The sequence below is a fragment of the Antarctobacter sediminis genome, assembly GCF_019218285.1.
Lineage (GTDB): Bacteria > Pseudomonadota > Alphaproteobacteria > Rhodobacterales > Rhodobacteraceae > Antarctobacter > Antarctobacter sediminis.
Genome location: NZ_JAHUZG010000002.1, coordinates 514,859 through 538,060, shown reverse-complemented (window position 1 = coordinate 538,060; position 23,202 = coordinate 514,859). Strand labels below are relative to the sequence as shown.

Sequence of the window (23,202 nt, the reverse complement as noted above, 5' to 3'; positions counted from 1 at the left end):
CCTGCGCGGCCGCAATCCTTTGATCCCAACCCTGGGCATGGCCTGATGTTGGAGCGTGAAGCAGGCTGAGGCCGAGAAAGATAAGAAAAAATCGGGCCTTAGACGTCCAATTCCTCAACAAAACGCGCATTCTCCTGAATATACTGGAAACGCAATTCCGGCTTCTTGCCCATCAGGCGTTCCACCAGATCCCCGGTTTCCCCCGGTTCGTCCTCGTCGATGGTGACACGGATCAGCGTTCGGGTCGCCGGGTCCATCGTGGTTTCCTTCAGGTCCTTGGCGTCCATTTCGCCCAGACCCTTGAACCGCTGCACGTCGATTTTGCCCTTGCCGCCCAAGCCTTTGGCCAGCGCCGCCTCTTTGGCGGCGTCGTCGGGGACGTAAAGCCGTTTGGCGCCCTGCGTCAGGCGGTAGAGCGGCGGACAGGCAAGGTACAGGTGCCCGTGGTCGATCAGCGGGCGCATCTGGGTGAAGAAGAAGGTCATGAGCAGCGAAGCGATATGCGCGCCGTCCACGTCCGCATCGGTCATGATGATGACCTTGTCATAGCGCAGGTCGTCGACGTTGAATTTCGTGCCCAGCCCGACACCAAGCGCCTCGCAGAGGTCGCGGATTTCGGCGTTCTGGCCCAGCTTGGAGGAGGCCGCGCCGAGCACGTTCAGGATCTTGCCGCGCAGGGGCAGCAGGGCCTGAAACTCGCGGAACCGCGCGCCCTTGGCCGAACCACCGGCCGAGTCGCCCTCGACGATGAAGATCTCGGTGCCTTCGCGGTTCTTGGACGAACAGTCGGTCAGCTTGCCCGGCAGGCGCAGCTTTTTCGTGGCGGATTTGCGGGCGGTTTCCTTTTCCTGCCGCCGGCGGAGCCGTTCTTCGGCGCGCAGAACAAGGAAATCGAGGATAGAGCCGGCGGATTTCGTATCCGAGGCCAGCCAATTGTCGAAATGGTCACGGACGGAGTTTTCGACCAGCCGCTGCGCCTCTGTCGTGGCAAGGCGGTCCTTGGTCTGGCCAACGAATTCCGGTTCGCGGATAAAGCAGGAGACCAGCGCGCAGCCGCCTGTCAGAAGGTCGTCGCGGGTGATCTGCGCGGCCTTGCGGTTGTTTACCAGTTCGCCATAGGCGCGGATTCCCTTGAGGATCGCGGCCCAGAAACCAGCCTCGTGGGTGCCGCCTTCGGGCGTGGGGACGGTGTTACAGTAGCTCTGGATGAAACCGTCGCGGGACGGGGTCCAGTTGATCGCCCATTCCACCTTGCCGGGGGTGTCGAATTTTTCCTTGAAATCGACGACGCCGGCAAAGGGTTTGTCCGAATAGGTCGAGGCGCTGCCAAGGGTTTCGGTCAGATAGTCCGACAGGCCGCCGGGAAAGTGAAAGGTCGCCTCGGTCGGGGTGTCGCCATCCTCGATCTCGGTCTTCCAGCGGATCTCGACGCCGGAAAAGAGGTAGGCTTTGGAGCGCACCATCTTGAACAGGCGGGCGGGTTTGAACCGGTGGTGGCCAAAGATCTGCTCATCCGCGTGAAAGGTGACGGTGGTGCCGCGACGGTTGGGCGCCTGACCGATCTTTTCAACCGGCCCAAGGGGAATCCCGCGCGAGAAACGCTGTTCGTAGAGCTCCTTGTTGCGGGCCACCTGCACGATCATCGAATCCGACAGCGCGTTCACGACCGAGGCGCCGACCCCGTGCAGACCGCCCGAGGTCTCATAGGCCTTGCCCGAGAATTTGCCGCCCGCGTGCAGGGTGCAAAGGATGACCTCAAGCGCCGATTTATCGGGAAACTTGGGGTGCGGGTCGATCGGGATGCCGCGGCCGTTGTCCTTGATCTCGATGGAATAATCAGCGTGAAGCGTGATCTCGATCCTGTTGGCGTGGCCGGCGACGGCCTCGTCCATGGAGTTGTCCAGAACCTCGGCGACAAGGTGGTGCAGGGCGCGGTCGTCGGTGCCGCCGATATACATGCCGGGGCGCTTGCGGACCGGCTCCAACCCTTCGAGCACCTCGATCGAGGAGGCGTCGTAATCGGCGGTTTCTGTCGCTTTGAGGAGATCGTCGGCCATGTGCGTGCTCGGTTTGTTCTGATTGGTTGGCGGCGATTATGGCAGAGGGTTCGGCCCGGGTAAACGGGGCGCGCAATGTGGTTGGTTTGGCCGTGCGTTGTGGGGGCAAGGGTGGGTACTGGCTAGATGTTGTGCGCAAATTTGGTTGTGCTTGGCGATGAGCCGGGAGGGGTCCTGACCGGCGGGGAGGCGCAGCCAGGTTTGTGGCTGGCAGTTTATCCCTGCTTCTCCCGTATTCGGCCGGCGTGGCGCAGGACGGCTGACAAAGCGCCTGCCCGGTGCGGCCGGTCAGGCGCTCGCCCGGCGCACCTGCGGTCCTTTTTCCGAGATGGGAAATTCCAAGTGGATAACATGCCGCGGCCTTATTGCGGGAGCAAAGTCAGCCCTGCGTCGATTTTGTTGTCTTTCCAGACTCCATAGGATTGACCAGATGACAAATGAATCCAGTCAGTTCTCCCGTTTCTTGATGTGCCAAAAAGAAAAACTGCGGCTGCGCTTGGACTTGAAAAATTGATGTCCTGCTCAACCTTGAATTTTCCCCCGGTAAGTACGCTTATCCTTCCACTCTCCATTGCTTCATCACGAATAGACTTGATTCGATCATGAAAGGACTGCTTTTCTCTATTCGCGCCGATTGATCCAGCAAGAACGACGAACTCCCCATCTACTTCGATAGCCTCCGCGCGGATGCCGTGCTTTGGGCTTTCTACTCTGAAAAGTGGGTTGGTTTCGGCGTCTAGGTCTGCATTCTTAGATGTTTCATTCGCATCTTTTTTGACTTCAAAGGTCTTTGGCCTTTTTAAGAATTCAACTCCGATTACTGGAAGTGCCAGTTCAATCTCAGTGATAAAGCTTTCCATGTCCGCTATGTCGGCTTCGGGAAGCTTGTCGAATTTTGGTATGTCCTTGTTGGCGATCTTGCACTTTTTTGCCGTCACTGCCATCTCTAATATGCGGCTTTCAAGGTAGCGTACATGTGCTTTGGTCAGATTTAAATCCTTGCTGGTCACAGCGATAAAGCGTTCCCAGAAGGCTTTTTGTTCATCTTTGTTGTGCGAGTAAATTCGTTTTCCGATCTCATCGGTCTCTCCAATGTAGACTTTAATGAGATCGCTCCCGGAATCATCTGGGCCTAGGAGGAAATAGACACCTGTCCGTCCAAGTTCCTCCCTTGCTAGCGCGCTTTCCAATCGTGTTCTTGGTGCAGAGAGAATATGACCTGTCCAATTCATGATCTCGGCAGTCACAATTCCGGATGAGGTGCCGTCAGCCAAATAGAGGCGAACAGATCGACCCTTGTTCATGTCAGTCCTCCCGGCTCAACATTTCCGAAGCTTGGCTCACGACATCGGAGCCTTCCAGCACCTTTCGCCCAACCTCCCGCCACCCCTCCCCAATCTCCGGGAACCACGCGTCCGCGCCCTCGACTGCCAGATCCACATGCGTGATCAACAGCCGATGCGCCAGCGGCAGCATTGCCTCGTAGATCGCTTGCCCGCCAATGCCATAGATACGGAAGTAGCCCTGCGATTGCGCCAGCGCGATGGCCTCTTCGACGGAGCCGACCACATGCTCGTGCAGCCCCTTGTCCCGCGAGACCACGATGTTCAGCCGCTTGGGGAGCGGCTTGAAGGGCAGGCTCTCCCACGTCTTGCGGCCCATGATGATCGCGCCGCCCAGCGTCTCGCGTTTGAACATCGCAAGATCCTCGGGGAGGTGCCAGGGAATGTCGCCGTCCTTGCCAATGGCGCGGTTGCGGTCGTGGGCGGCGATGAGGGTAATCATGGTAAAACTCCTTAGACCGCGACGGGCGCCTTGATGGCGGGGTGCGGGTCATAGCCGGGAAAGGCGAAATCGTCGTAGCGGAAATCGAACAGGTCCGTGACCTCGCGCGCGATTTCCAGTCGGGGCAGGGGGCGGGGCGCACGCGAAAGCTGTTCTGCCACCTGATCCATATGGTTGGAATAGATATGCGCGTCGCCGATGGAATGGACGAAATCGCCCGGCTCGTATCCCGTCACCTTGGCCAGCATGCATTGCAGCAGGGCGTAAGAGGCGATGTTGAAGGGCACGCCAAGGAACATGTCGGCCGACCGCTGGTAAAGCTGCATATGCAGCTTGCGCCCGATGATGCGGACCTGCCAGAGCGTGTGGCAGGGCGGCAGCGCCATTTCGGGGACATCCGCGGGATTCCATGCGGACACGATCATGCGGCGGGAATCGGGGGTTTTGCGGATCTGGTCAAGAAGGGTCTGGATCTGGTCGATCTCTCCTTTGCGCGAGGGCCAGTGACGCCACTGGTGACCGTAGACCGGGCCAAGATCGCCGTTCGCATCCGCCCATTCGTCCCAGATCGAGACCCCGTTTTCCTTGAGATAGGCAATGTTGGTGTCGCCTGAGAGGAACCAGAGCAATTCATGCACGATCGAGCGCAGGTGCAGTTTCTTGGTCGTGACCAGCGGAAAACCTTCGGCCAGCGGATAGCGGCATTGCAGGCCAAAATAGCTGCGGGTGCCGGTGCCTGTGCGGTCGGATGACTCCTCGCCGTGGTCAAGAACGGTGCGGAGCGCGTCGAGGTATTGCTGCATGATAGTGCCTCCGGGAAATCGTGGCGCGAGGCCGGTTCCCTTGGCATAGGGCATTTCGACGAGGGGCGGAAGCAGTCGGAAACGGCCGGGCATCGCGATCCGTTTGCGGGAAATCCTCTGCCTTGTGGGACGAATTTGCCGCACATTTCCGCAGGGGTTGTGCCGCAGATTGACTTTTCAAAGGGGGCTGCGCACCCTGTTGACAAAATAAAAGGCAAGACCTGAGGCAGTTCCATGTATCGCATTATCGCTGCGCTCGCTTTGGCGAGCGCACTTGCCGCGTGTGAAGGCGCGATTCTGACCGGCGGCGACAGTTCCGGCATCGGCAAGGGCGCACAGCCCCTGATTGCCGAACCAGATACCGGCGCAGGGGGGACCGATCCCGACGCGGATCCGGATCCCGACAAGCTGTACACAAGCGAGCTGGCCAATGCCTCGCCGGATTTGACGGTCGATGAAATGGAATTCGATCCGGCGACCGGTGAACTGGTCTTCAACAACCTGCCGTTCGACAGCAACAAGGTCGTGGGCGGGGAAAACGTCTATGCTCGCGATGCAGGGGTCAGCGCGGGCATCAACCCGGGCGGCGCCGGGTTCGATGCCTATCGCAATGTGGCCGGTCCTGCCGGAACCTCGCAATATTACGCCGTCTTCCGCCGTTCCCCGACCGGGTTCAGCGAAGTCGGTGCCGTTGGCTCTGACCGCTATCTTTCGTTCGGGTTTGGCGGCGCTGCAGCGCAACGCCTGAGCGGCAATGGAAGGCTGCCCGCGGCCAATGATTCCTACGTGTTCACCGGTGAGTATGCCGCTGTCCGAACCGTGCTTGACGATACCACCGGATCGCGGGTCGAATATGTTTCCGGCGTCGCGATGATCGACGTGGATATTCAGGACTTCGACGTTCTGGGCGCGGTCGAAGGGCTGATCGTCAGCCGCGAGTTCTTTGACGAAAACGGCATCAATATCGGCTCGCTCAGCGGGGCCGACTACCTCGCGCTGTCCACAGCGGCGATCAATTTCGACAGCTGGACAATCACGTCTTCGGATGCCAGCGCGGTCAGCCGGTTGCCGGACGATCTTGGTGAAGTCACTCAAACCGGCAGCTGGTCGGGTCTCTTCGCGGGTCCGAATGGCGAAGAGGTCGTCGGGATCGTGGTGGTCGAAGGAACCGGTCCGGTGGGGATCGATCCGGGCACTGGCGACGTAATCACCATGCCCGTGCGGGAAACTGGCGGTTTCATCGCGACGCGCCCCTGATCCATGAGCATCGGCGCCCAGATTTCCCGGGGCCTGCGTGTGGCGATGGTCCTTTGCCTTGCGGTCGCACTTGCCCGCCCGGCAGAGGCCGAAGAAACCCGCATGAGCGTCGATGAGGCGCGCGGTGCCGCGGCAAAGGCCTTGATGGCCGGACAGGCAGAACTGGCTTTGGTTCTGGCCGAAGGGGTTCTGCTGGGCGCGCCCGGTGACACAAACGCCCTTATGATTAAATCCCGCGCCCTGCGTCTGATGGGCCGCACCAGCGAAGCGGCAGAGGTGGCGCGGGACGCCTTTTCAAACAGCGAAGACGAACGGGCACGTTTCTTTGCGGCGCTGTTGCTGGCGCAGGCACGGTCCTCTGGCGGCAACCCCGGAATGGCGCAGCTATGGCTGCGCCGCGCCGCTCAGATCGCGCCGGACGATCAGTTGCGTGCTGTGGCGGTTCGCGATTTTCGTCATGTCCGCGCAATGACGCCTTGGCGTTTGTCGCTGGATCTGTCGGTGGAACCTTCGGACAACCTGAATGGTGCGCCCAAGACGAACCGGTTTACCTTTGCGGGGTTGCCATTCGTCAACCCCTCCGCTGTCCCCTTGTCCGGCGAACGCATGGTGCTTGGCGCTGATTTCGTGCGGCGCGTGCCGCTGAGTAAAACGCGACGGCTGAACTTTGGTATCTCGGGTGAAATCCAGCGTGTTCGCTTTTCGGCTTCGGCACGGGACAAGGTGCCGGGGATCGACAATGACGACTACCGGCAGGATGCGCTGGCCCTGAGCCTTGGGTACGAGGTGCGTGGCAACGACGGCAGTTGGCTGGCCAATTCCCGCTTGTCCATGACACGTCAATGGCTGGGCGGCGAATTGTTCTCGGACGCGACGCGCATGGACCTAAGTTACGGTCAGGAAGTCGTTCCGGGGGTGATCGGGTCTGTTCGCTATGCCTATGAGGTCGAAAAACGCCACGATGCCGCGCTGCGGGATGCGCAGACGCGCGAGCTTGGCATGACGCTCAGCAAGTCCTTTGGCAAGGACCGCCTTGGGCTGGACCTGCGCCTGACAGATACCGCCTCGGACTCGCGCCTTGTGGCACGGGAAACCACCCGGGCGGCCTTGAGCTATAGCCTTGGCAAGCCGGTCAAAGGCATGCTGCCGCGTGTGACGCTGGCGTGGGAATTATCGGATTACGACAAGGGGCCATCCAGCTTCTGGGTGACGCCGCGCCGGGACGAAGAACTGTCCCTGTCGGTGGATGTTTTGCTTCCGAAATTGGACGTTTACGGCTTTGCGCCAGAGATCGGGGTTTCATTCCGCGACCGGAGTTCCAATTATACCATTTACGAGACCCGCGGCACCGACCTGCGGCTGGGTTTGAAATCGGTATTCTGACAAGACGGCGCAAGCCGGAAGGAAAAACATGGCAGTCAAGTATCTGCACACGATGGTTCGGGTGAAAGACCTCGAGGCTTCGATGAAGTTCTACGAACTCCTCGGTCTGAAAGAAACGCGGCGCATCGACAGCGAAGAAGGCCGTTTCTCGCTGATCTTCATGGCGCCTCCGGGGCAAGAGGAATGTCCGGTGGAACTGACCTACAACTGGGACGGAGACGAGGGTCTGCCGTCGGATTCGCGGCACTTCGGGCATCTCGCCTACTCTGTTCCCGACATATACGAGGCGTGCCAGCATCTGATGGACAACGGTGTGACCATCAACCGCCCGCCGCGTGACGGTCGCATGGCCTTTGTGCGCTCGCCCGACAATGTCTCGATCGAATTGCTGCAAGAGGGGGAGGCGCTTGCGCCGGCGGAACCCTGGGCCAGCATGGGCAACACGGGCCATTGGTAACGGCGGGACTGACCCGTCTTGGCGCCGCCTTCGCGGCGGCGCTGTTTCCGGCGGGGGCCGAGGCTGCCTGCCGCTTGGCGCTTCTACTGGCGCTGGACGTCTCTTCCTCGGTGGATGAGGCGGAGTACATCCTGCAACGCGACGGGCTGGCCGCCGCGCTGATGAACGAGGATGTGGCCGGAGCGATCCTTCAGGAAGGTGGCGGATCGGTCGCTTTCGCCGTCTACGAATGGAGCGGGCGTCGGCAATCCGTGGTGATTCAGGACTGGGTCCTGTTGCAGAGCATGGCGGATATCGTGGCGGTATCGGACCGTTTGCGAACGGTGCAGCGGTCCTATCGGCGTTTTCCCACGGCGCTCGGCTATGCGTTGGGTTTTGGCGCAACCATGATGGGCGAAGCGCCCGAATGTATCCGGCGGGTGATCGACGTGTCCGGTGATGGCATCACAAATGACGGGTTTTGGCCGCAACTGGCCTATCGGCACTTTCCTTTTGACGGGATCACGGTGAATGGACTTGCCGTGCTGGGGGCGGATCCGGATGTGGTCGACCATTTTGAATTCGAGGTCATGCACGGGCCGGGGGCCTTTGTGGAAACCGCCAAAGGCTATGAGGGCTATGAACGGGCGATGATCCGCAAGCTGTACCGTGAGATTCAGGATCGCGTGGTGGGGGCGCTGCCCGGCGAACCGATGGGGCCCGGATGAGGCGGGGCCTGTGGCTTGCGGCGCTGCTGTGCTGGGGTGGGCTGGCCGATGCGGCCTGTCGGCAGGCACTGGCACTTGGACTGGATGTTTCCGGGTCGGTCGATGCGCGCGAATACCGTTTGCAGTTGGACGGTTTGGCATCAGCGTTGGAAGATCCCGAAGTGCTGGCGGCCTTGCTGGTCATGCCCGAGACACCGGTGGCCATCGCGGTATTCGAATGGAGCGGTCCCGGATCGCAGCGGGTGGTTGCCCCGTGGCGGGTCTTGCAAGGGCCTGCTGATGTGGCCGAGTTGGCGTCACGGTTGCGCGCAACGCTGCGCGGCGAAATGGGACAATCGACAGCGATAGGTTCGGCCAAAGTGTTTGGCGCGGCTTTGCTGGACGCTCAACCGGCCTGCTGGCGGCGCGTGCTTGACCTGTCAGGCGATGGCCGGTCGAACACCGGACCGCGGCCGCAGGATCGACGCCCCGATGGCATCACGATCAACGGGCTGGTGATCGGCGCTTCGGCGGATGCCGATGGAATCGGTGCGCTGGCCTCTTATTACCGGGCCTATGTGATCGCCGGGCCGGATGCCTTTGTCGAAACAGCGCTGGGCTTCGAAGCCTTCGAAGAGGCTATGATTCGCAAGTTGAAACGGGAGTTGCAGGTGCTGGCCGTTTCCGAACGGTAGGACCCTGCCGAGCGCAGGTTTTGACCAGGGTGAAATCGGTGTGCGCGCAAGGGGGATTCCTCGGGCGAACCCGGAGAAGGGGGGCATCGACCCGCAGGCCGTTGCCCGTCTTCAATAGATATAGCGGATCTGGTCGGTCCAATAGCGTTCGACCCGGCGCAGGGCAGTGGTGATTTCGTCGATCCCATCGACCGACAGAACGCCTTTGCCTTGCAGGCCTTCGGCGTGACGGGCAAAAAGTTCACCAACGATATCACGGATTTCGCGGCCGCGTTGGGTCAGCCGGACGCGCACCGAACGCCGGTCGATCTCACACCGCTGGTGGTGCATATAGCCCATTTCGACCAGCTTCTTGAGATTGTAGCTGACGTTCGAACCCTGATAGTACCCGCGGCTTTTGAGTTCGCCTGCGGTCACTTCGTTCTCACCGATGTTGAACAGCAACAGCGCCTGTACCGCGTTCACGTCGATGATGCCCAGTCTTTCGAACTCATCCTTGATGACGTCGAGCAATAGACGGTGGAGTCGTTCCACCAGGCTCAACGCCTCCAGGTAACTTGACATGAAGCCTTGCACCGGCCCCTGGTTCATGGACGAATGAATGCTCATTTCGTTCTCCGCCTGTTTTTCTTGCAACGGAGCTTTCGAGGATAATCCCAAATATCGCGTTAAACCGACTAGAAGACCCGGAAAATTCTAGGGATTTCCGTGGGTTGATTAACCAATCTTACCGGGTGTGCAGGGGCGTCCAGCGGCGTGAAATACCACCGCCGAACCGGAAATTAATTGCGGTATCAACCGTTTGCCGCGACCCGGCAGATCTCTGCCACCATGGCGGCATGTGCCTCGGGGGCGGGACGCTGACCTGATATCCATTGGTATAGGTCTTGGTCGTTTTCAGCCAGAAGGGCCTCGTAGGCGTCCAGTGCCGTGGAATCCAGCGCGTCAAGACGGGCCTCGGAGAAACGGATAAGCAGGATGTCCATCTCCTTTGTCCCCCTGCGCATGGAACGCATACGCAGGCGGCGAAGACGGGTTTCGCGGGTTTCTCCGGTGCCGGTCGTCATGATCACTCTGTCTCTGTCAGCAGTTTGCGCAGACGCTTTTCCAGTCGGCCCAGTTTTTCCGCCTTGGCGCGGAACTGGCCGCGCAGGGCGCGGATCTCGGTCAGGACGGCGTTGACGTCGGGCGCCAGCGTTTCTTCGTCGTCGGGATCGGACAGACCTTCGCCTTCGCCGGTGATCAGCCAGACCATCGACACGTTCAAAAGCCCCGCAAGCATCGACAGCCGGTTGGCGCGGGGTTCGCTGATGTCGTCTTCCCAGGCTTGCAGGGTCTTGATCTTCACGCCCAGCCGTTTGGCCAGGGTTTCTTGTGTCATGTCCGCCGCTTCGCGCGCCGCGGCCAGACGGTCGCCGAAGGTTGCGGATTCCGGTCCGTACCAGTCTTTCGAATTATCCATGGTCTTACCTTTCAGGTGAAGCCGCTTGAACGCCCTTTGGGCGCTTACTAAGACAGGGAAGGCGATTTTTCAAACAACGAGCCCATCATGTCCTTTCTGTCGCAGACGCTGTCCCGCGTGAAACCTTCCCCGACCGTGGCCGTCACGCAGTTGGCGCTCGAACTCAAGGCAGCGGGGCGAGACGTCATCGGACTCGGCGCCGGCGAGCCGGACTTTGACACGCCCGACAACATCAAGACTGCGGCAATTGCGGCAATCGAAGCGGGGAAAACGAAATACACCACGCCGGACGGGATTCCCGAGCTGAAGCAGGCGATCTGCGCCAAGTTCGCGCGGGAAAACGGTCTGAACTACGAACCCGCACAGATCAGTGTCAGCACTGGGGGAAAGCAGGTGCTGTACAACGCGCTGATGGCCACCCTGAACCCGGGTGACGAGGTCATCATTCCGGCGCCTTACTGGGTCAGTTACCCCGACATGGTGCGCATGGGCGGGGGGGAGCCGGTGATTGTCGAGGGCGCCGAGGCGGCGGGGTTTCGGATCACGCCGGAACAGCTTGAGGCCGCGATCACGCCCAAGACCAAATGGTTTATCTTCAACTCGCCGTCGAACCCGACCGGGGCAGGCTATGACAGGGCTGCTCTGAAGGCGCTGACAGATGTTCTTGTGCGGCATCCCCATGTCTGGGTCATGTCGGACGACATGTACGAACATCTGGCTTATGACGGGTTCTCATTTGTGACCCCCGCACAGGTCGAACCGGGCCTGTACGACCGGACACTGACGGTAAACGGGGTCAGCAAAGCCTATGCGATGACTGGTTGGCGGATCGGCTATGCCGGCGGCCCCCAAAACCTGATCACCGCGATGCGCAAGGTTCAGTCGCAGTCGACGACGAATCCCTGTTCCATCAGCCAATGGGCTGCGGTCGAGGCGCTGAACGGCCCGCAGGATTACCTTGCCGAGCGCGGTGCGGTCTTTGCCCGCCGACGTGACATGGTGGTCGAACGGCTGAACGCCTGTGCCGGGATCACCTGCGCCACTCCGGAGGGGGCTTTTTACGTCTATCCTTCGGTTGCGGGGTGCATGGGCAAGACTTCGGCCGGGGGGCGCAGGATCGACAATGACGAGGATTTTTGCACCGCGCTTCTGGAAGAAGAGGGCGTTGCCGTCGTCTTTGGCGCGGCCTTTGGCCTGAGCCCGCATTTCCGCGTCAGCTATGCCGCCTCGGACGAGGCGCTGGCCGAAGCCTGCACAAGGATCGAACGGTTCTGCGCGGGGCTGACATGACTGCGGATCTGCCGGAATTTTACTTTCGCGTGCGGGACAACGGTGCGCTGGTCTATCGTGTCGATACGGAAAACCGCCAGCGGCGGATCGAGATGGACCAGATCGCGGTCATCAATATCAACAAAGGTGAGATCAAGCCCCACGGCGACCGCGACCTCAGCGCGGGTGAGCTGGAAGAGATTCGCGCGTGGATGGAGGCGCGGCAGGCGCTTTTGGCGATGCGAGAGATCGACGATATTCGGCGGACGGTCGATCATCTGAACCTGACGGCGCAATGGGCGCAGGCACGCGCAACTCCGCAGCAACTGGAGGAGGTCACGGATGACCTCCTGCTGGCGATGCACGATCTGCGCAGCGTTCTTGTGCGCAAAAAAGCGGATCGGCTGACCAAGGGCTGAGCGGGTTTTCGGCTGTGCCACAGGAACGGGCGCTGTGCTGGGCATCGCCCTGGGAATGGGCGTTTTCCAGCCGCCAACGGGGGGGATGTGACCAAACCCTTTTTTCGCGTGGCTGCGGTTCCTAGGTTTTAGCCATGCCAAAGGACCAGATCACATTGACCCCGCCCTCCGGGCAAGGGCCGTTTGAAACGGACCGCCCGCTGTTCCCGCTATCGCCCGAAGACATCCGTGCCTTGCTGCTCAGGCGGGATTGAAGGAAGGGTAAGCTACGGCCCGCCACGGCGGCCGAAATCAGCCAAGGATGCCCGGCCAGTTGGCGCGCGCCTTGGCAATATTGCCATCCACATCCTGTAGCCAAAGCTCACGCGCGCGCAGGCTGGCATTCAGGAACAATTGTCCCTTGTGGATGGTCCAGGCTTCGGGCGCGGTCGGCGCAAGGTAACCCAACGACGCCGCATAGGCGCAATACCCGCCGAACTGGGGGGCGAACTTCATCGGATCGGCTTTGAAGGCATCCGCGTTCTCTGGTGTTGCAAAGCGCCATGTCGCGCCTTTCCAATCCGTCGTCGCCGCACCGCCCGGCACCGGGCCCTGTTCGGCGAAATAGGCCACGGGGTCGGACCCGTCGATGGCAATGCCGGCCTCAGCATAGATCTCTGGCTCGGCTGCAAGGGCGGCGCGCTGGGTAATCAGCAGGGCAGGGGCGGCAAGCGCAAGGCTCAGAGTGGCTCGGCGGGTCAGGTTGGTCATGGCTGTCTCCGGTCAGGGATGGTGTGTGACGAAAGAATGGCCTGCCTGTGCGATTGGCATAAGCCCCGGACACGCGGAGTTGAGCCGGCGTGTTGGGCGAAATCCTCTCGTCGGATCGTCATGATTCTGTTACATTGAGCCATGGCACGCGCGATTTTTTCTTTGGTTTTCTGTCTTGGCCTGCCCGGCACCGCTGCCTTGGGCAGTCCGATCGCCGAGGTGCTTTGCGCGCCGACGGACCAGATGCACCGCAAATTGGTGGAACAATTCGGGACCGAGCGTCGCGCCAGCGGATTGCGCAGCCCCGAAGAGGTGGTTGAGATCTGGACCGACTCGCAGGGCGATTGGACCATGGTGATCAAATATGCCTCGGGCACATCCTGTATCGTGGCGATGGGCGGCTATTGGCAGGAATTCGGCGACAGTAACCCTGCATGAGTCGCCGAAAACGGGAGAATCTTCCGAAAATGACATGAAGAAATTGACTCAGGCTGGCGTGCTGGTAGCCTGTTGACAATTTTTCATCGTCTTTAGGGGGACATAATGAAACTGACGCTGACCGCCGCTGCCACGGCGATCGCCCTGAGCGCCACCTCGGCTTTGGCCTGGGGTGACATGTACATGGGCGATGCGACCAATGATCCGAATTCGAATTTCCTGATCCACGAATACAAGGCACCTAATTTCTGCCCCGCGGGCCTGCAACCGGTTCTGGCTGGCGGCGTTGTCTGCTGCGGTACGCCGAACGCGGGCGTGTACTACAACCACTCGGGTTCGGGTCACCGTTCCTATGCGCCGCAGATCGTGCCCGGCGAAAAAGGTGTCGTCTACCGCTGAGGGCCTGCGCCTCTTGGCATTATCCGTCGGGCCGCGTATATGCGCGGCCTGATTTCTTTTGTGACCACGCGGGAAAGGCCGGGCCATGCAGGGCAGCGCGAATCTGAACATCATGATGAAGGCGGCGCGCAAGGCGGGGCGATCGCTGGTCAAGGATTTCCGCGAAGTCGAGAACCTTCAGGTCTCGATGAAGGGCGCGGGCGACTTTGTCTCCAAAGCCGACATGGAGGCCGAGCGCATCCTCAAGGAGGAACTGCTGGGCGCCCGCCCGAACTATGGCTGGCTGGGTGAAGAAAGCGGTGAAACGCCCGGAGAGGACCCGACGCGCCGCTGGATCGTCGACCCGCTGGATGGCACCACGAACTTTCTGCACGGTCTGCCGCACTGGGCGGTATCCATCGCGTTGGAACACAAGGGCCAGATCGTTTCGGCGGTGATCTTCGACGCCGCCAAGGACGAGATGTTCTATGCTGAACGCGGCACCGGTGCATGGCTGAACGATTCCAAACGTCTGCGCGTGTCGGGCCGTCGCCGTATGGTCGAATCGGTCTTTGCCACGGGCATTCCCTTTGCGGCCAAAAGGACGCTTCCTGCCACGCTCAAGGATCTTGCCCGGGTGATGCCGGAATGTGCTGGTGTGCGGCGCTTTGGGTCGGCGGCTCTGGATCTCGCCTATGTGGCGGCCGGTCGCTACGAAGGCTACTGGGAGCGCGAGCTGCACCTCTGGGACATCGCGGCGGGCTATCTGATCGCCAAGGAGGCGGGTGCGCTGGTCGAAGGTATTCGTGAGGATCAGGATCCGCTGGAAAGCGGCAGTATCCTCTGCGCGAACAACGACGTCTTCAAGGGCTTTGCCAAACTGCTGCGCGAGAGCTGATCCGGCACGGGCCGTTTACTGATCCGATGGGTGATTGACCCCATCGTTCCATTTGAGCGGCTCGAATGCCTTGGGTTCCATCCCTTCGATGCAATATAGGTTCACCCCGTGTTCATTCGGGTTGGACCGGCGGCGATGGTACATGTAGACGCCGCAAGTCTTGCAGAAATGATGCTGGGCCGTATGCGTGCCGAAGGAATAAAGCGTCAGGTTATCCCGGCCTTTGACGATCTCGATTCCATCCAGCGGGGCCGTGACGACCGCTGCGCTGCGACGTCGGCAATAGGAACAGTCGCACCGTCGTGCCGAGGCCGTGCCCTCTGACAGGGTGACGCGCAGTTCGACGGCACCGCAATGGCAAGTGGCGGTATGGGTTTCGGTCATTTTCGGCGAATCCTTGGGACCTGGGTGTGACTCTTGCGGCCCTGGACGCGGGGGACGTGGCTGCGTTCAAAGGCGTATTCTTTTTCTGGGTGCGGTGGATGTCCATGAGTGCGGTTCCAGTAGGACGTCGCACCGCGCCGCAGCCAGACCGGGATTGTCAGAACAAGACCCACCACAAAGCCCCCCACATGGGCCCAATAGGCCACGCCGCCTTGATCAGAGGGTGCGCTCCACCCGCCGAAAAGCTGCATGGCAAACCATAGCGCCAGCATCAGCCATGCGGGCACGGGGATGATTTTGAAGATCACCACGAGGATCAACAGGATGTCCACCCGTGCCTTGGGAAACAACAGCAAATAGCCACCCATGACCCCCGCAATCGCGCCAGATGCTCCCACGGTTGGCACGTTTGACAGTGGGGCCGAGGTCCAATGGATCAACCCGGCCCCCAGCCCCGCGGCAACGTAGAACAGGGTAAAGCCGATGTGCCCCATCTCATCCTCGAGATTGTCCCCGAAGATGTAGAGAAACAACATGTTGCCCGCGATGTGCATAAAGCCGCCGTGCAGGAACATAGAGGTGAACAGGCCGGAATATCCAAAGCCTTCGCTGAGGAACCGTGGCACCAGCGCGTATTCGGCGTAGAAATTCAGTTGCGCGCGCGGGGCGCCTTCGAATTGCAGCGAATAAAGAAAGACCGCGACGTTGATCGCGATCAGGGCGTAGGTCACGAAAGGCGTGCGGCCCGAGGGGTTGTGGTCGCGGATCGGAAACATGGACTGGAGATTGGCACCGGTCCGCGTGAGGTCAAGCCGGAAAGCGGTTTGACCCACGGGCCGAAAGCGAAGGCATGCCTCGCTTTCGGCGGGATTTTATGGCGGCTCAGGCGTCCTGTCCGGCCAGCAGAGCGGCGTTGCCGCCTGCCGCCGTGGTGTCGACGCAGACGTGCCGTTCCGCGCGGGCGTGGCCCTGATCCGGCATGCCGGTGATCAACGGCAGGATCGGACCCTTGCGGGCGGCCAGTGTCTGGCGCAGGGCGCGGGCCGCGTCCTTGTCACCCCACCACAGCGCCCCGGCAAAGCCGTCAAGCGTGGCCAGTGCCTCTGCGGCAACCCCGGGCGCCACGACCGCACAGCCGCCAAGCGCGCGGATGGCCTTGGCCTGCGCTTCTGCTGTGTCGCGGCCCGGGCCAAGGCACAGAACCGGGGCACGGGCGTGGTCATGCAGAACGTTGGCCTCGCCCGTGGGGCCGGGCAGGTCAATGCGCTGTGGTGCGGGTGCGCTGGCTGCGGCCTGTGCGATGCGCGCTGCAAGATCGGCTTGGGGGGCGGCGCTGTCCCCGGTCACGGCGGTTTCGGGCGCGGGATGCGCGCGGAACCGGTTCAGATAGCGCGGACCGCCGGCTTTGGGACCGGTTCCGGACAGGCCTTCGCCGCCGAACGGCTGGCTGCCGACGATAGCGCCGATCTGGTTGCGGTTGACGTAGATATTGCCCGCCGTCACCTGTTCCGAGACCTGCTGTACGCGTTCGTCGATCCGGGTCATCAGGCCGAAGGTCAGGCCGAACCCGGTGTCGTTGATCGCGTCGATCACCTTGTTCAGATCGCGGGCCTTGTAGGTCGCCACATGCAGGACAGGGCCAAAGATTTCGCGTTCCAGATCTTTGATTCCGTTGACCCGGATCAGGGTCGGCGGAACGAAATGTCCGCTTGCGGGAACTGCGACCTGCTGCAAGACACGTCCCTCGCGGGCGGCCTGCGCGATATGGGACAGGATGCCGTCCTGCGCCTCTGCGTCGATCACCGGGCCGACATCGGTGGCAGCCTGCCATGGATCGCCCACGGCGAGGCATTGCATGGAGCCCTTGAGCATCTCCAAAAAGCCCTCGGCCACGTCTTCCTGCACGTAAAGGCAGCGGAGCGCCGAACAACGCTGGCCCGCCGATTGGAAGGCGCTTTCTATGATCGCCTGTACTGCCTGTTCATGCAGGGCGGTACTGTCCACGATCATGGCGTTCAGACCGCCGGTTTCAGCGATCAGCGGCGCGCCGGGGGCAAGGTGATCGGCCATGCTGCGATGGATGATCTGTGCCGTTTCGGTCCCGCCGGTAAAGGCGACGCCATCAACATCCGGGCAGGATGTCAGCGCCCCACCAACGTCACCCGCGCCGGGCAACAGTTGCAAGGCGGCCGCGGGCACACCAGCCTGATGCAGCAGTCGGGTCGCGAAATGTGCGATCAGTGGCGTCTGTTCCGCGGGTTTCGCCAGAACGGCATTTCCTGCGGCCAGTGCAGCGGCGATCTGGCCGGTGAAGATGGCAAGAGGGAAGTTCCACGGCGAGATACAGGCAAAGGTGCCCAGCGGGCTGTCGGCACCGTCCTGTCCGCGCGCGGCATAGTAACGGAGGAAGTCCACAGCCTCGCGCAGTTCGGCCAAGGCGTCCATCAGTGTCTTGCCTGCCTCGCGGTGCAGGATTGCAAAAATCTCTGCCTGATTGGCTTCATACAGATCGGCGGCGGCGTTCAGAATGCGGGCGCGCTCGGCTGGCGTGACCTGCCATGGCTGGGCGGCAGAGGCCGCTGCGCGCGCCTGCTCGGCGCTGGCCCAAGTGACATGGCCAACCGTATCTTGGCTCGCCGCGGGGTTAAGGACGGCGGCGGTTTCGCCCGCAGGTGCGTCGGCCACCGTCAGCGGACCGGCCAACCACTGGTGCCCCTTGAAAGCCCCGCGCGCCGCATCCAGGGCAGTCAGGCTGGGACGGTGGCGCAGGTCCAGCCCGGCAGAGTTGCGGCGTTCCGGCTGGAACAGGTCTGGCCCGGCGGTCAGGGCCCGCCCCGGTGCGGCCTCAAACGGGTCGGCGGCCACGGTTTCGGGAGGCACGTCCTCATCCACGATCTGGTTGACGAAGCTGGAGTTCGCCCCGTTTTCCAGAAGACGGCGGACAAGATAGGCCAGCAGGTCACGATGTGCGCCAACCGGGGCATAGATCCGGCAGCGGGTCGTGTTCTGCTCCATGACCAGACGGTGCAGGGTTTCGCCCATGCCGTGCAGCCTTTGGAATTCAAAGGCGGTCAGGTCATCTGCCATGTGCAGGATGGCGGAAACCGTGTGCGCGTTATGCGTGGCGAACTGCGGGTAGATGCGGTCCGTCATCGACAGCAGTTTGCGCGCGTTGGCGATATAAGACACATCCGTCGCGGATTTGGAGGTGAACACCGGGAAACCCGTTAGCCCTGCAACCTGAGCGCGCTTGATCTCGGTGTCCCAATAAGCCCCTTTCACCAGACGTACCATGATGCGGCGATCCAGCTTTTCGGACAGCGCATAAAGGTAGTCGATGACCGCGCCTGCGCGTTGACCATAGGCCTGAACCACCACGCCAAAACCTTCCCATCCGGCAAGACGCGGGTCGGACAGCACCTCTTCGATCACGTCAAGCGAGAGCGACAGGCGGTCGGCCTCTTCGGCGTCGATGTTCAGTCCGATGCGCGCGTCCTTGGCTTGCAGGGCCAGAGCGTTGAGGCGGGGCGCCAGCGCGGCGCAGGCACTTTCGGCCTGCAATTCGTCATAGCGCGGATGCAGGGCGGACAGTTTGACGGAAATGCCGGGGTTGTCGCGGGTAGCCTCATGCGGCGCATTTGCGGCGATGGCGCGGATCGCGCGGGCATAGGCGTCAAAATAGCGCTGGGCGTCGGCTTCGGTCCGGGCGGCTTCGCCCAGCATGTCGTAGGAGTAGGTATAGCCCTTGGCCTCTTGCGCCTTGCCGCGCTTCATCGCGGCCTCGATGCTTTCCCCCAGAACGAACTGCGCGCCCATCTCGCGCATTGCGCGGCCGACCGCGGTGCGGATCACCGGTTCGCCAAGGCGTTTGATGGCGCTACGCAGATGGCCAACCGGCCCCGGTTTGGCATCTTCCAGAACCTTGCCCGTCAGCATAAGCGCCCATGTCGAGGCATTGACCAGCGGCGAGGTGGAATGGCCGAGGTGCTGAGACCAGTCGGACGGTGCGATCTTGTCCTCGATCAGCGCGTCGATAGTGGCGGCATCAGGCACGCGCAGCAGGGCCTCGGCAAGGCACATGAGCGCCACGCCTTCTTCGGTCGAAAGGCCATACTCGGCCAGAAAGACCTCCATCAACCCGGGGCGGGTCGACGATCGGATATCGCGGACAAGCTGTGCGGCCTTGCCAGAGATCGCGGCCCGCGCGACGGTATCAAGCGCGGCGCTCTCGCGCAGGTGGGCAAGCGTGTCGCCCTCGTCGGCATAGGTGAGCGCGTCAATGCGCGTGCGCAGGTCTGTCATCTGGTCCTTCGGCATTCTCGTGCCTTTCGCGTTCTGATGCGGAAATGGGGAAATGGCGCGCAGGGGCTTCTCTGACGCGTCATTTCGGGTAAGATAATCCGAGGCGTGCGGGCGAATTTCCCGAAGGTTGGCGAATGCTGCGCCAATGCGTCTGATTTTGGAGGTTTTTTCGGTGCAAACGGGTGGTGATGATCTGGATGGCTTTGACCGGGCGATTCTGGGTGAACTGGCGGGTGAGGCGCGGATTTCCGTCACTGAACTGGCCCGGCGTATCGGTTTGTCCAAATCCCCGACACAGACCCGACTGAAGCGGCTGGAAGAGGCGGGCTATATCCGCGGATACCGGGCGGTACTGGACCCGATCCGGCTGGGCTTGGATCACGTGGCCTTTGTCGAAGTCCGCATGGTCGATACGCGGGAAAAGACGCTTGCTCGGTTCAATGATGCGATCGCAACCATCCCCGAAATCGAACAGGCGCATCTGATTGCCGGGAATTTCGACTATCTTCTGAAAGTCCGAACACAGGATATGCCCAGCTATCGGCGCGTGTTGGCCGAGAAAGTGTCGACCCTGCCGGGGGTCGCCTCGACCTCGACCTTTGTGGCGATGGAGGCGGTCAAAGAGGACGGTGTCGCGGATGTGACTTGACCCAAGGGCAACCCGTGCCACCATTTGCTTATGAAATATGCCGCTGTCCTGACTATGTTCGCCTCTCCCCTATGGGGTGATGGGTGCCCGACTGCCCCGGATCACAGTGCGGAAATGGACCCGCTGTATGATGCCTTGCTTGTTGCCCCTGACGAAATGGCTGCGCGGGCCATCACAAACCAGATGTGGGGATACTGGGACAACGCGCCGGACGAGGCCAGTCAGGCCATGCTGGATGACGGTATGCGTGCGCGCGCACGGTTTGATTTCCTGCACGCGCTGGATCGGTTGAACGCGCTGGTTGGTTATTGTCCGTTTTATGCCGAGGGGTACAACCAGCGAGCCTTTGTCAACTTTCTGCGCGAGGATTTCGCGGCGGCTTTGCCCGACCTCGACCGGGCGTTGGAGCTGAACCCGCGCCATGTGGGCGCGCTTTCGGGCAAGGCGGTGACACTCTTTGCCATGGGGCGCGAGGAAGACGCACAGCTTGCCCTGAGGGCTGCCCTGGCTGTCAATCCCTGGTTGGCGGAACGTGCGCTTTTGAAACCGTTACCCGGGGATGAACTCTAGGCATTCTGGCGGTTTACACGGCAGGCCGAAAGTCTATGGTCGCGACACTGGCCCGCGTGGTGGAATGGTAGACACAGGAGACTTAAAATCTCCAGGCCGTATGGCCGTGCCGGTTCGAGTCCGGCCGCGGGTACCAGTGTTTCAGAAAAACGATGACGCTTCAGCCAGTCGGTGACGGGCCGTTCTTAGACGTCCAGCGGGGCGTGCAGTCGCGTTTCCGGTGTGATGATCCCGCCGCGGTTGCCAATCTCGATTGACCCGTAGCGCTGGCGAAAACACTCGGGCAGGGGGCGGTCGCCGGGAAGCGAAAGACATAGTCGAAACAGGTGCCGGCGTTTCTCGCGGTCGGGCCAGTCGGTAAAGCGGGTCCGGTCATGCAGCTGGGCATGGTTATAGACAAACTGCATGTCTCCGGGTTGCAACCGCATCGAGAAATGCAACGCGGGATCGTTTGCCAGCTGGTCGAACATGTCCAAGGCCGCCACGTGATCGGGGGTTAGACGCGGAGCTTCGGCGAAACGCTGTGCACTGTCGATGTACTGGCGCTGGTAAAAGACGGTCAACTGTCCCGCGTGCCAATTCAAGGGCGGGATCGTCATGAAGGGCTGCATACCCTCGGGGACCTCGCCGCGCCGGTCAGTGGCAATGGGATCAAAGAGGCGCTCCAACAAGTCGGGCCGCTCAGCGCGCATCCGGTTGTAGATCGATACGGCGCTGACCAGCAGGCTGTCGCCACCTTCGCGTGCGTTGCGCAGGCACAGCAGGCCGACCACATCGGCGCTGTCGGTGTGAAAGGTCTGGCGATCAGCCGTCTGATAGATCCGGGTGTTGGGATTGCTGGCGTCCGCGCCAAGGTCGCGGACATGGCCAAGGATGTGCCCGGCGGCGTTTTGGGACCGTGCCACCCCAAGATGGGCGCCGATGCCGCAAAAGATCGTCGCCGCCGTCTTTTGATCGTAGGTTTTGATCGGCAACCCGCGCAGAACCTCCACCCCGTTGCCGTTCCGCAGTTTCTTCTGAAGCTGTTCGAGGTGCGACTGGAAATTGCGCAAAGGGAAATCCTTGCGCGTGATCTCTCCCACATCGCGGTCAAGCGAGAGGAAATGCGCCGCCGCCTGTTCAAGGTCGGCCACATCCTTGGCGTCTAGCTGGACCAGCCAGCGCGATGGGTTGGCGCGCATCTCGTCCCCGGTCCAGGCCTGCGGTCCGTCGATCCGATCCGGAATGCTATCCAGAATGCTCATGGTCCTGCGCCTCCCTGCCGTTCTTCGGTCAGGATAGGCAGCGCCCTATGGGCCCGGCAGGTCCGTTTGCGGCCTTTAGGGGTTCGTTTTGCGACGCAGGCGGATCACCACCTCGACAGAGGCGATTTCAGATCCTTCCGGCGCGTCGGGCAGGCGGCTGATTTCCAGCTGATGCGCAGGTGCGTCGGTCAACGCGCCCTTGTCTTCCCAGTAGAAGTGAGGGTGATCATGGGTGTTCGTGTCAAAGTAGCTGCGCGAACCATCGACCGTGACTTCTTGCATCAGGCCAGCCTCGCAAAAGGCTTTGAGCGTGTTGTAGACCGTGGCAAGCGAGACTTGTTCACCGCTGTCCTTGGCGGCGGCAAAGAGGCTTTCGGCGGTCACGTGGCGGTTCTGGCCATCGCCAACGAGCAACGCAGCCAGCGCGACGCGCTGACGCGTCGGGCGCAGGTCGCTGCGGCCCAGCCATGTTTTTCCTCGCTCGATCGCCTCGGACATCGTCTCTCGCCGTCTGTTCGAACTTTGACAGTGTATATAAAGCGGCTTCGTGCCGCAATTCAATGCATTTTGCAGCCGGGCGGCAGGGTCGCACCCCTTGGTGGCAGGCTTGCATGGCGCGGACGCCGGGTGCTAGACCGGTTCAGGTTTTGAATGTGACACGACAAGAGGGATCCGCCTGAATGGCCGACTATCCGACCAGCTTTGGCAAGGAAGAGCTGCTGAAATGCGCCCGTGGAGAGTTGTTCGGGCCGGGCAACGCCCAGCTGCCCGAACCGCCGATGCTGATGATGGACCGGATCACCGAGATTTCCGGCGACGGTGGCCTGCATGGCAAGGGCCATGTTCTGGCCGAGTTCGACATCACCCCGGACCTGTGGTTCTTTGACTGCCATTTCCCGGGCAATCCGATCATGCCGGGCTGCCTTGGGCTGGACGGTTTGTGGCAGTTGACCGGCTTCAACCTGGGCTGGCGCGGCTGGACGGGTCGGGGCTATGCGCTGGGCGTGGGCGAGGTCAAGCTGAAGGGCATGGTGCGGCCCGACCGGAAGATGCTGACCTACAAGGTGGATTTCACCAAGGCTGTGCAAACCCGCCGCCTGACCATGGGCGTGGCCGACGGGATCGTGGAAGCTGATGGAGAGGTCATCTACGAGGTCAAGGACATGAAGGTGGCCCTGTCCGAAAGCTGAGCCCGCCTTGGGTGAACGGCAGTTCCAAAGATCGCGAACGGGTTCCTTCGGGGGCCCGTTTTTTCTTTGAGGTGGCGGGGCTGTTCCAGGATTGGACACGGTGTCGTTGTCTTTGTAGGCGGCTCC

Annotated in this window: 26 protein-coding genes and 1 tRNA gene; 14 read left to right on the top strand and 13 right to left on the bottom strand. The window is 61.5% G+C overall.

Features of this window, described 5'->3' with window-relative positions:
* Positions 1 to 98 precede the first annotated feature (98 nt).
* From parE to KJP30_RS10450, 4 genes are all read right to left on the bottom strand, one after another.
* Positions 99 to 2,057: a DNA topoisomerase IV subunit B gene (gene parE, locus KJP30_RS10465; RefSeq protein ID WP_218449081.1), complete on the bottom strand. Its 1,959-nt coding sequence runs from the start codon at positions 2,055 to 2,057 to the stop codon at positions 99 to 101.
* A gap of 362 nt (positions 2,058 to 2,419) precedes the next feature.
* Positions 2,420 to 3,361 carry a GIY-YIG nuclease family protein gene (locus tag KJP30_RS10460; RefSeq protein WP_218449080.1) on the bottom strand — a complete coding sequence of 314 codons (942 nt, stop codon included), beginning with the start codon at positions 3,359 to 3,361 and terminating at the stop codon, positions 2,420 to 2,422.
* A gap of 1 nt (position 3,362) precedes the next feature.
* Positions 3,363 to 3,842, bottom strand: coding sequence for a dihydrofolate reductase (locus KJP30_RS10455; RefSeq protein WP_218449079.1), 480 nt, complete (start codon positions 3,840 to 3,842; stop codon positions 3,363 to 3,365).
* 11 nt (positions 3,843 to 3,853) lie between these two features.
* Entirely contained in the window at positions 3,854 to 4,645 is a 792-nt protein-coding gene (locus KJP30_RS10450) for a thymidylate synthase (RefSeq protein WP_218449078.1), read from the bottom strand.
* A 234-nt stretch (positions 4,646 to 4,879) separates the two neighbouring features.
* On the opposite strand from KJP30_RS10450, the gene KJP30_RS10445 reads away from it, so the two are divergent.
* Genes KJP30_RS10445 through KJP30_RS10425 form a run of 5 tightly spaced genes read left to right on the top strand, consistent with a single transcriptional unit; the run spans position 4,880 to position 9,123 of the window.
* Positions 4,880 to 5,902 (top strand): hypothetical protein, encoded by a 1,023-nt coding sequence (locus KJP30_RS10445; protein ID WP_218449077.1) that lies wholly within the window; start codon positions 4,880 to 4,882, stop codon positions 5,900 to 5,902.
* A 3-nt stretch (positions 5,903 to 5,905) separates the two neighbouring features.
* Positions 5,906 to 7,285, top strand: a complete 1,380-nt coding sequence (locus tag KJP30_RS10440) for a porin family protein (RefSeq protein ID WP_218449076.1) — start codon at positions 5,906 to 5,908, stop codon at positions 7,283 to 7,285.
* A gap of 28 nt (positions 7,286 to 7,313) precedes the next feature.
* Entirely contained in the window at positions 7,314 to 7,742 is a 429-nt protein-coding gene (locus KJP30_RS10435) for a VOC family protein (RefSeq protein WP_218449075.1), read from the top strand.
* Positions 7,736 to 8,449 carry a DUF1194 domain-containing protein gene (locus KJP30_RS10430; RefSeq protein WP_218449074.1) on the top strand — a complete coding sequence of 238 codons (714 nt, stop codon included), beginning with the start codon at positions 7,736 to 7,738 and terminating at the stop codon, positions 8,447 to 8,449. The genes KJP30_RS10435 and KJP30_RS10430 overlap by 7 nt, the downstream gene beginning before the upstream one ends.
* Entirely contained in the window at positions 8,446 to 9,123 is a 678-nt protein-coding gene (locus tag KJP30_RS10425) for a DUF1194 domain-containing protein (protein WP_218449073.1), read from the top strand. Before KJP30_RS10430 ends, KJP30_RS10425 begins: the two co-directional genes overlap by 4 nt.
* Before the next feature lie 111 nt (positions 9,124 to 9,234).
* On the opposite strand, the gene KJP30_RS10420 is transcribed toward KJP30_RS10425, so the two are convergent.
* The 3 genes from KJP30_RS10420 to KJP30_RS10410 form a co-directional block, all read right to left on the bottom strand.
* Positions 9,235 to 9,732 carry a MarR family winged helix-turn-helix transcriptional regulator gene (locus KJP30_RS10420; protein ID WP_218449072.1) on the bottom strand — a complete coding sequence of 166 codons (498 nt, stop codon included), beginning with the start codon at positions 9,730 to 9,732 and terminating at the stop codon, positions 9,235 to 9,237.
* A 185-nt stretch (positions 9,733 to 9,917) separates the two neighbouring features.
* Positions 9,918 to 10,190 carry an FAD assembly factor SdhE gene (locus tag KJP30_RS10415; protein ID WP_218449071.1) on the bottom strand — a complete coding sequence of 91 codons (273 nt, stop codon included), beginning with the start codon at positions 10,188 to 10,190 and terminating at the stop codon, positions 9,918 to 9,920.
* Between the two features lie 2 nt (positions 10,191 to 10,192).
* Positions 10,193 to 10,585, bottom strand: a complete 393-nt coding sequence (locus tag KJP30_RS10410; protein WP_218449070.1) for a helix-turn-helix domain-containing protein — start codon at positions 10,583 to 10,585, stop codon at positions 10,193 to 10,195.
* 87 nt (positions 10,586 to 10,672) lie between these two features.
* Here KJP30_RS10410 and KJP30_RS10405 point away from each other — a divergent pair, with 87 nt between their 5' ends.
* Together KJP30_RS10405 and KJP30_RS10400 are read left to right on the top strand one after the other, a co-directional pair.
* The gene (locus tag KJP30_RS10405; RefSeq protein ID WP_218449069.1) at positions 10,673 to 11,875 is read left to right on the top strand and encodes a pyridoxal phosphate-dependent aminotransferase; all 1,203 of its coding nucleotides are present in this window, start codon (positions 10,673 to 10,675) and stop codon (positions 11,873 to 11,875) included.
* Entirely contained in the window at positions 11,872 to 12,273 is a 402-nt protein-coding gene (locus tag KJP30_RS10400; protein ID WP_218449068.1) for a hypothetical protein, read from the top strand. The genes KJP30_RS10405 and KJP30_RS10400 overlap by 4 nt, the downstream gene beginning before the upstream one ends.
* A 291-nt stretch (positions 12,274 to 12,564) precedes the next feature.
* Here KJP30_RS10400 and KJP30_RS10395 read toward each other — a convergent pair whose 3' ends face one another.
* Entirely contained in the window at positions 12,565 to 13,023 is a 459-nt protein-coding gene (locus KJP30_RS10395; RefSeq protein WP_218449067.1) for a YHS domain-containing (seleno)protein, read from the bottom strand.
* Positions 13,024 to 13,164: 141 nt separating this feature from the next.
* On the opposite strand from KJP30_RS10395, the gene KJP30_RS10390 reads away from it, so the two are divergent.
* From KJP30_RS10390 to KJP30_RS10380, 3 genes are all read left to right on the top strand, one after another.
* Entirely contained in the window at positions 13,165 to 13,461 is a 297-nt protein-coding gene (locus KJP30_RS10390; protein WP_218449066.1) for a hypothetical protein, read from the top strand.
* Between the two features lie 105 nt (positions 13,462 to 13,566).
* A complete protein-coding gene (locus KJP30_RS10385; RefSeq protein ID WP_218449065.1) occupies positions 13,567 to 13,860 on the top strand; it encodes a hypothetical protein in 294 nt (97 codons plus the stop codon).
* Between the two features lie 85 nt (positions 13,861 to 13,945).
* Positions 13,946 to 14,737 (top strand): inositol monophosphatase family protein, encoded by a 792-nt coding sequence (locus KJP30_RS10380; protein WP_218449064.1) that lies wholly within the window; start codon positions 13,946 to 13,948, stop codon positions 14,735 to 14,737.
* Between the two features lie 15 nt (positions 14,738 to 14,752).
* Here KJP30_RS10380 and KJP30_RS10375 read toward each other — a convergent pair whose 3' ends face one another.
* From KJP30_RS10375 to putA, 3 genes are all read right to left on the bottom strand, one after another.
* A complete protein-coding gene (locus KJP30_RS10375; protein WP_218449063.1) occupies positions 14,753 to 15,121 on the bottom strand; it encodes a GFA family protein in 369 nt (122 codons plus the stop codon).
* On the bottom strand, positions 15,118 to 15,897 hold the full coding sequence (locus KJP30_RS10370) for a rhomboid family intramembrane serine protease (protein ID WP_218449062.1): 780 nt from the start codon (positions 15,895 to 15,897) through the stop codon (positions 15,118 to 15,120). The genes KJP30_RS10375 and KJP30_RS10370 overlap by 4 nt, the downstream gene beginning before the upstream one ends.
* Positions 15,898 to 16,003: 106 nt before the next feature.
* The gene (gene putA, locus KJP30_RS10365; protein WP_218449061.1) at positions 16,004 to 19,438 is read right to left on the bottom strand and encodes a bifunctional proline dehydrogenase/L-glutamate gamma-semialdehyde dehydrogenase PutA; all 3,435 of its coding nucleotides are present in this window, start codon (positions 19,436 to 19,438) and stop codon (positions 16,004 to 16,006) included.
* 130 nt (positions 19,439 to 19,568) lie between these two features.
* On the opposite strand from putA, the gene KJP30_RS10360 reads away from it, so the two are divergent.
* The 3 genes from KJP30_RS10360 to KJP30_RS10350 all read left to right on the top strand — a co-directional run bounded on the left by KJP30_RS10360 (position 19,569) and on the right by KJP30_RS10350 (position 20,778).
* Complete coding sequence (locus KJP30_RS10360) at positions 19,569 to 20,072, top strand: Lrp/AsnC family transcriptional regulator (protein WP_218449060.1); 504 nt, start codon at positions 19,569 to 19,571, stop codon at positions 20,070 to 20,072.
* A 114-nt stretch (positions 20,073 to 20,186) separates the two neighbouring features.
* Positions 20,187 to 20,642 carry a tetratricopeptide repeat protein gene (locus tag KJP30_RS10355; RefSeq protein WP_246594463.1) on the top strand — a complete coding sequence of 152 codons (456 nt, stop codon included), beginning with the start codon at positions 20,187 to 20,189 and terminating at the stop codon, positions 20,640 to 20,642.
* 50 nt (positions 20,643 to 20,692) lie between these two features.
* Positions 20,693 to 20,778, top strand: a tRNA-Leu gene (locus KJP30_RS10350).
* Between the two features lie 49 nt (positions 20,779 to 20,827).
* On the opposite strand, the gene KJP30_RS10345 is transcribed toward KJP30_RS10350, so the two are convergent.
* Complete coding sequence (locus KJP30_RS10345) at positions 20,828 to 21,886, bottom strand: TauD/TfdA family dioxygenase (RefSeq protein WP_218449058.1); 1,059 nt, start codon at positions 21,884 to 21,886, stop codon at positions 20,828 to 20,830.
* Between the two features lie 75 nt (positions 21,887 to 21,961).
* Positions 21,962 to 22,384, bottom strand: coding sequence for a Fur family transcriptional regulator Irr (gene irr, locus KJP30_RS10340; RefSeq protein WP_218449057.1), 423 nt, complete (start codon positions 22,382 to 22,384; stop codon positions 21,962 to 21,964).
* Positions 22,385 to 22,566: 182 nt separating this feature from the next.
* Between irr and fabA the strand changes: the two genes are divergently transcribed.
* A complete protein-coding gene (fabA, locus tag KJP30_RS10335; protein WP_218449056.1) occupies positions 22,567 to 23,076 on the top strand; it encodes a bifunctional 3-hydroxydecanoyl-ACP dehydratase/trans-2-decenoyl-ACP isomerase in 510 nt (169 codons plus the stop codon).
* The last annotated feature ends 126 nt before the right edge of the window (positions 23,077 to 23,202 follow it).

What these genes read in the sequence shown, in the direction of transcription:
- fabA (WP_218449056.1), top strand. Translation starts at nt 22,567, where the DNA reads ATGGCCGACTATCCGACCAGCTTTGGCAAGGAAGAGCTGCTGAAATGC.
- KJP30_RS10380 (WP_218449064.1), top strand. Translation starts at nt 13,946, where the DNA reads ATGCAGGGCAGCGCGAATCTGAACATCATGATGAAGGCGGCGCGCAAG.
- KJP30_RS10400 (WP_218449068.1), top strand. Translation starts at nt 11,872, where the DNA reads ATGACTGCGGATCTGCCGGAATTTTACTTTCGCGTGCGGGACAACGGT.
- parE (WP_218449081.1), bottom strand. Translation starts at nt 2,057, where the DNA reads ATGGCCGACGATCTCCTCAAAGCGACAGAAACCGCCGATTACGACGCC.
- KJP30_RS10455 (WP_218449079.1), bottom strand. Translation starts at nt 3,842, where the DNA reads ATGATTACCCTCATCGCCGCCCACGACCGCAACCGCGCCATTGGCAAG.
- KJP30_RS10425 (WP_218449073.1), top strand. Translation starts at nt 8,446, where the DNA reads ATGAGGCGGGGCCTGTGGCTTGCGGCGCTGCTGTGCTGGGGTGGGCTG.
- irr (WP_218449057.1), bottom strand. Translation starts at nt 22,384, where the DNA reads ATGTCCGAGGCGATCGAGCGAGGAAAAACATGGCTGGGCCGCAGCGAC.
- KJP30_RS10375 (WP_218449063.1), bottom strand. Translation starts at nt 15,121, where the DNA reads ATGACCGAAACCCATACCGCCACTTGCCATTGCGGTGCCGTCGAACTG.
- KJP30_RS10405 (WP_218449069.1), top strand. Translation starts at nt 10,673, where the DNA reads ATGTCCTTTCTGTCGCAGACGCTGTCCCGCGTGAAACCTTCCCCGACC.
- KJP30_RS10395 (WP_218449067.1), bottom strand. Translation starts at nt 13,023, where the DNA reads ATGACCAACCTGACCCGCCGAGCCACTCTGAGCCTTGCGCTTGCCGCC.
- KJP30_RS10450 (WP_218449078.1), bottom strand. Translation starts at nt 4,645, where the DNA reads ATGCAGCAATACCTCGACGCGCTCCGCACCGTTCTTGACCACGGCGAG.
- KJP30_RS10460 (WP_218449080.1), bottom strand. Translation starts at nt 3,361, where the DNA reads ATGAACAAGGGTCGATCTGTTCGCCTCTATTTGGCTGACGGCACCTCA.
- KJP30_RS10435 (WP_218449075.1), top strand. Translation starts at nt 7,314, where the DNA reads ATGGCAGTCAAGTATCTGCACACGATGGTTCGGGTGAAAGACCTCGAG.
- KJP30_RS10445 (WP_218449077.1), top strand. Translation starts at nt 4,880, where the DNA reads ATGTATCGCATTATCGCTGCGCTCGCTTTGGCGAGCGCACTTGCCGCG.
- KJP30_RS10390 (WP_218449066.1), top strand. Translation starts at nt 13,165, where the DNA reads ATGGCACGCGCGATTTTTTCTTTGGTTTTCTGTCTTGGCCTGCCCGGC.
- putA (WP_218449061.1), bottom strand. Translation starts at nt 19,438, where the DNA reads ATGCCGAAGGACCAGATGACAGACCTGCGCACGCGCATTGACGCGCTC.
- KJP30_RS10415 (WP_218449071.1), bottom strand. Translation starts at nt 10,190, where the DNA reads ATGACGACCGGCACCGGAGAAACCCGCGAAACCCGTCTTCGCCGCCTG.
- KJP30_RS10370 (WP_218449062.1), bottom strand. Translation starts at nt 15,897, where the DNA reads ATGTTTCCGATCCGCGACCACAACCCCTCGGGCCGCACGCCTTTCGTG.
- KJP30_RS10355 (WP_246594463.1), top strand. Translation starts at nt 20,187, where the DNA reads ATGGACCCGCTGTATGATGCCTTGCTTGTTGCCCCTGACGAAATGGCT.
- KJP30_RS10360 (WP_218449060.1), top strand. Translation starts at nt 19,569, where the DNA reads ATGCGTCTGATTTTGGAGGTTTTTTCGGTGCAAACGGGTGGTGATGAT.
- KJP30_RS10410 (WP_218449070.1), bottom strand. Translation starts at nt 10,585, where the DNA reads ATGGATAATTCGAAAGACTGGTACGGACCGGAATCCGCAACCTTCGGC.
- KJP30_RS10345 (WP_218449058.1), bottom strand. Translation starts at nt 21,886, where the DNA reads ATGAGCATTCTGGATAGCATTCCGGATCGGATCGACGGACCGCAGGCC.
- KJP30_RS10385 (WP_218449065.1), top strand. Translation starts at nt 13,567, where the DNA reads ATGAAACTGACGCTGACCGCCGCTGCCACGGCGATCGCCCTGAGCGCC.
- KJP30_RS10420 (WP_218449072.1), bottom strand. Translation starts at nt 9,732, where the DNA reads ATGAGCATTCATTCGTCCATGAACCAGGGGCCGGTGCAAGGCTTCATG.
- KJP30_RS10440 (WP_218449076.1), top strand. Translation starts at nt 5,906, where the DNA reads ATGAGCATCGGCGCCCAGATTTCCCGGGGCCTGCGTGTGGCGATGGTC.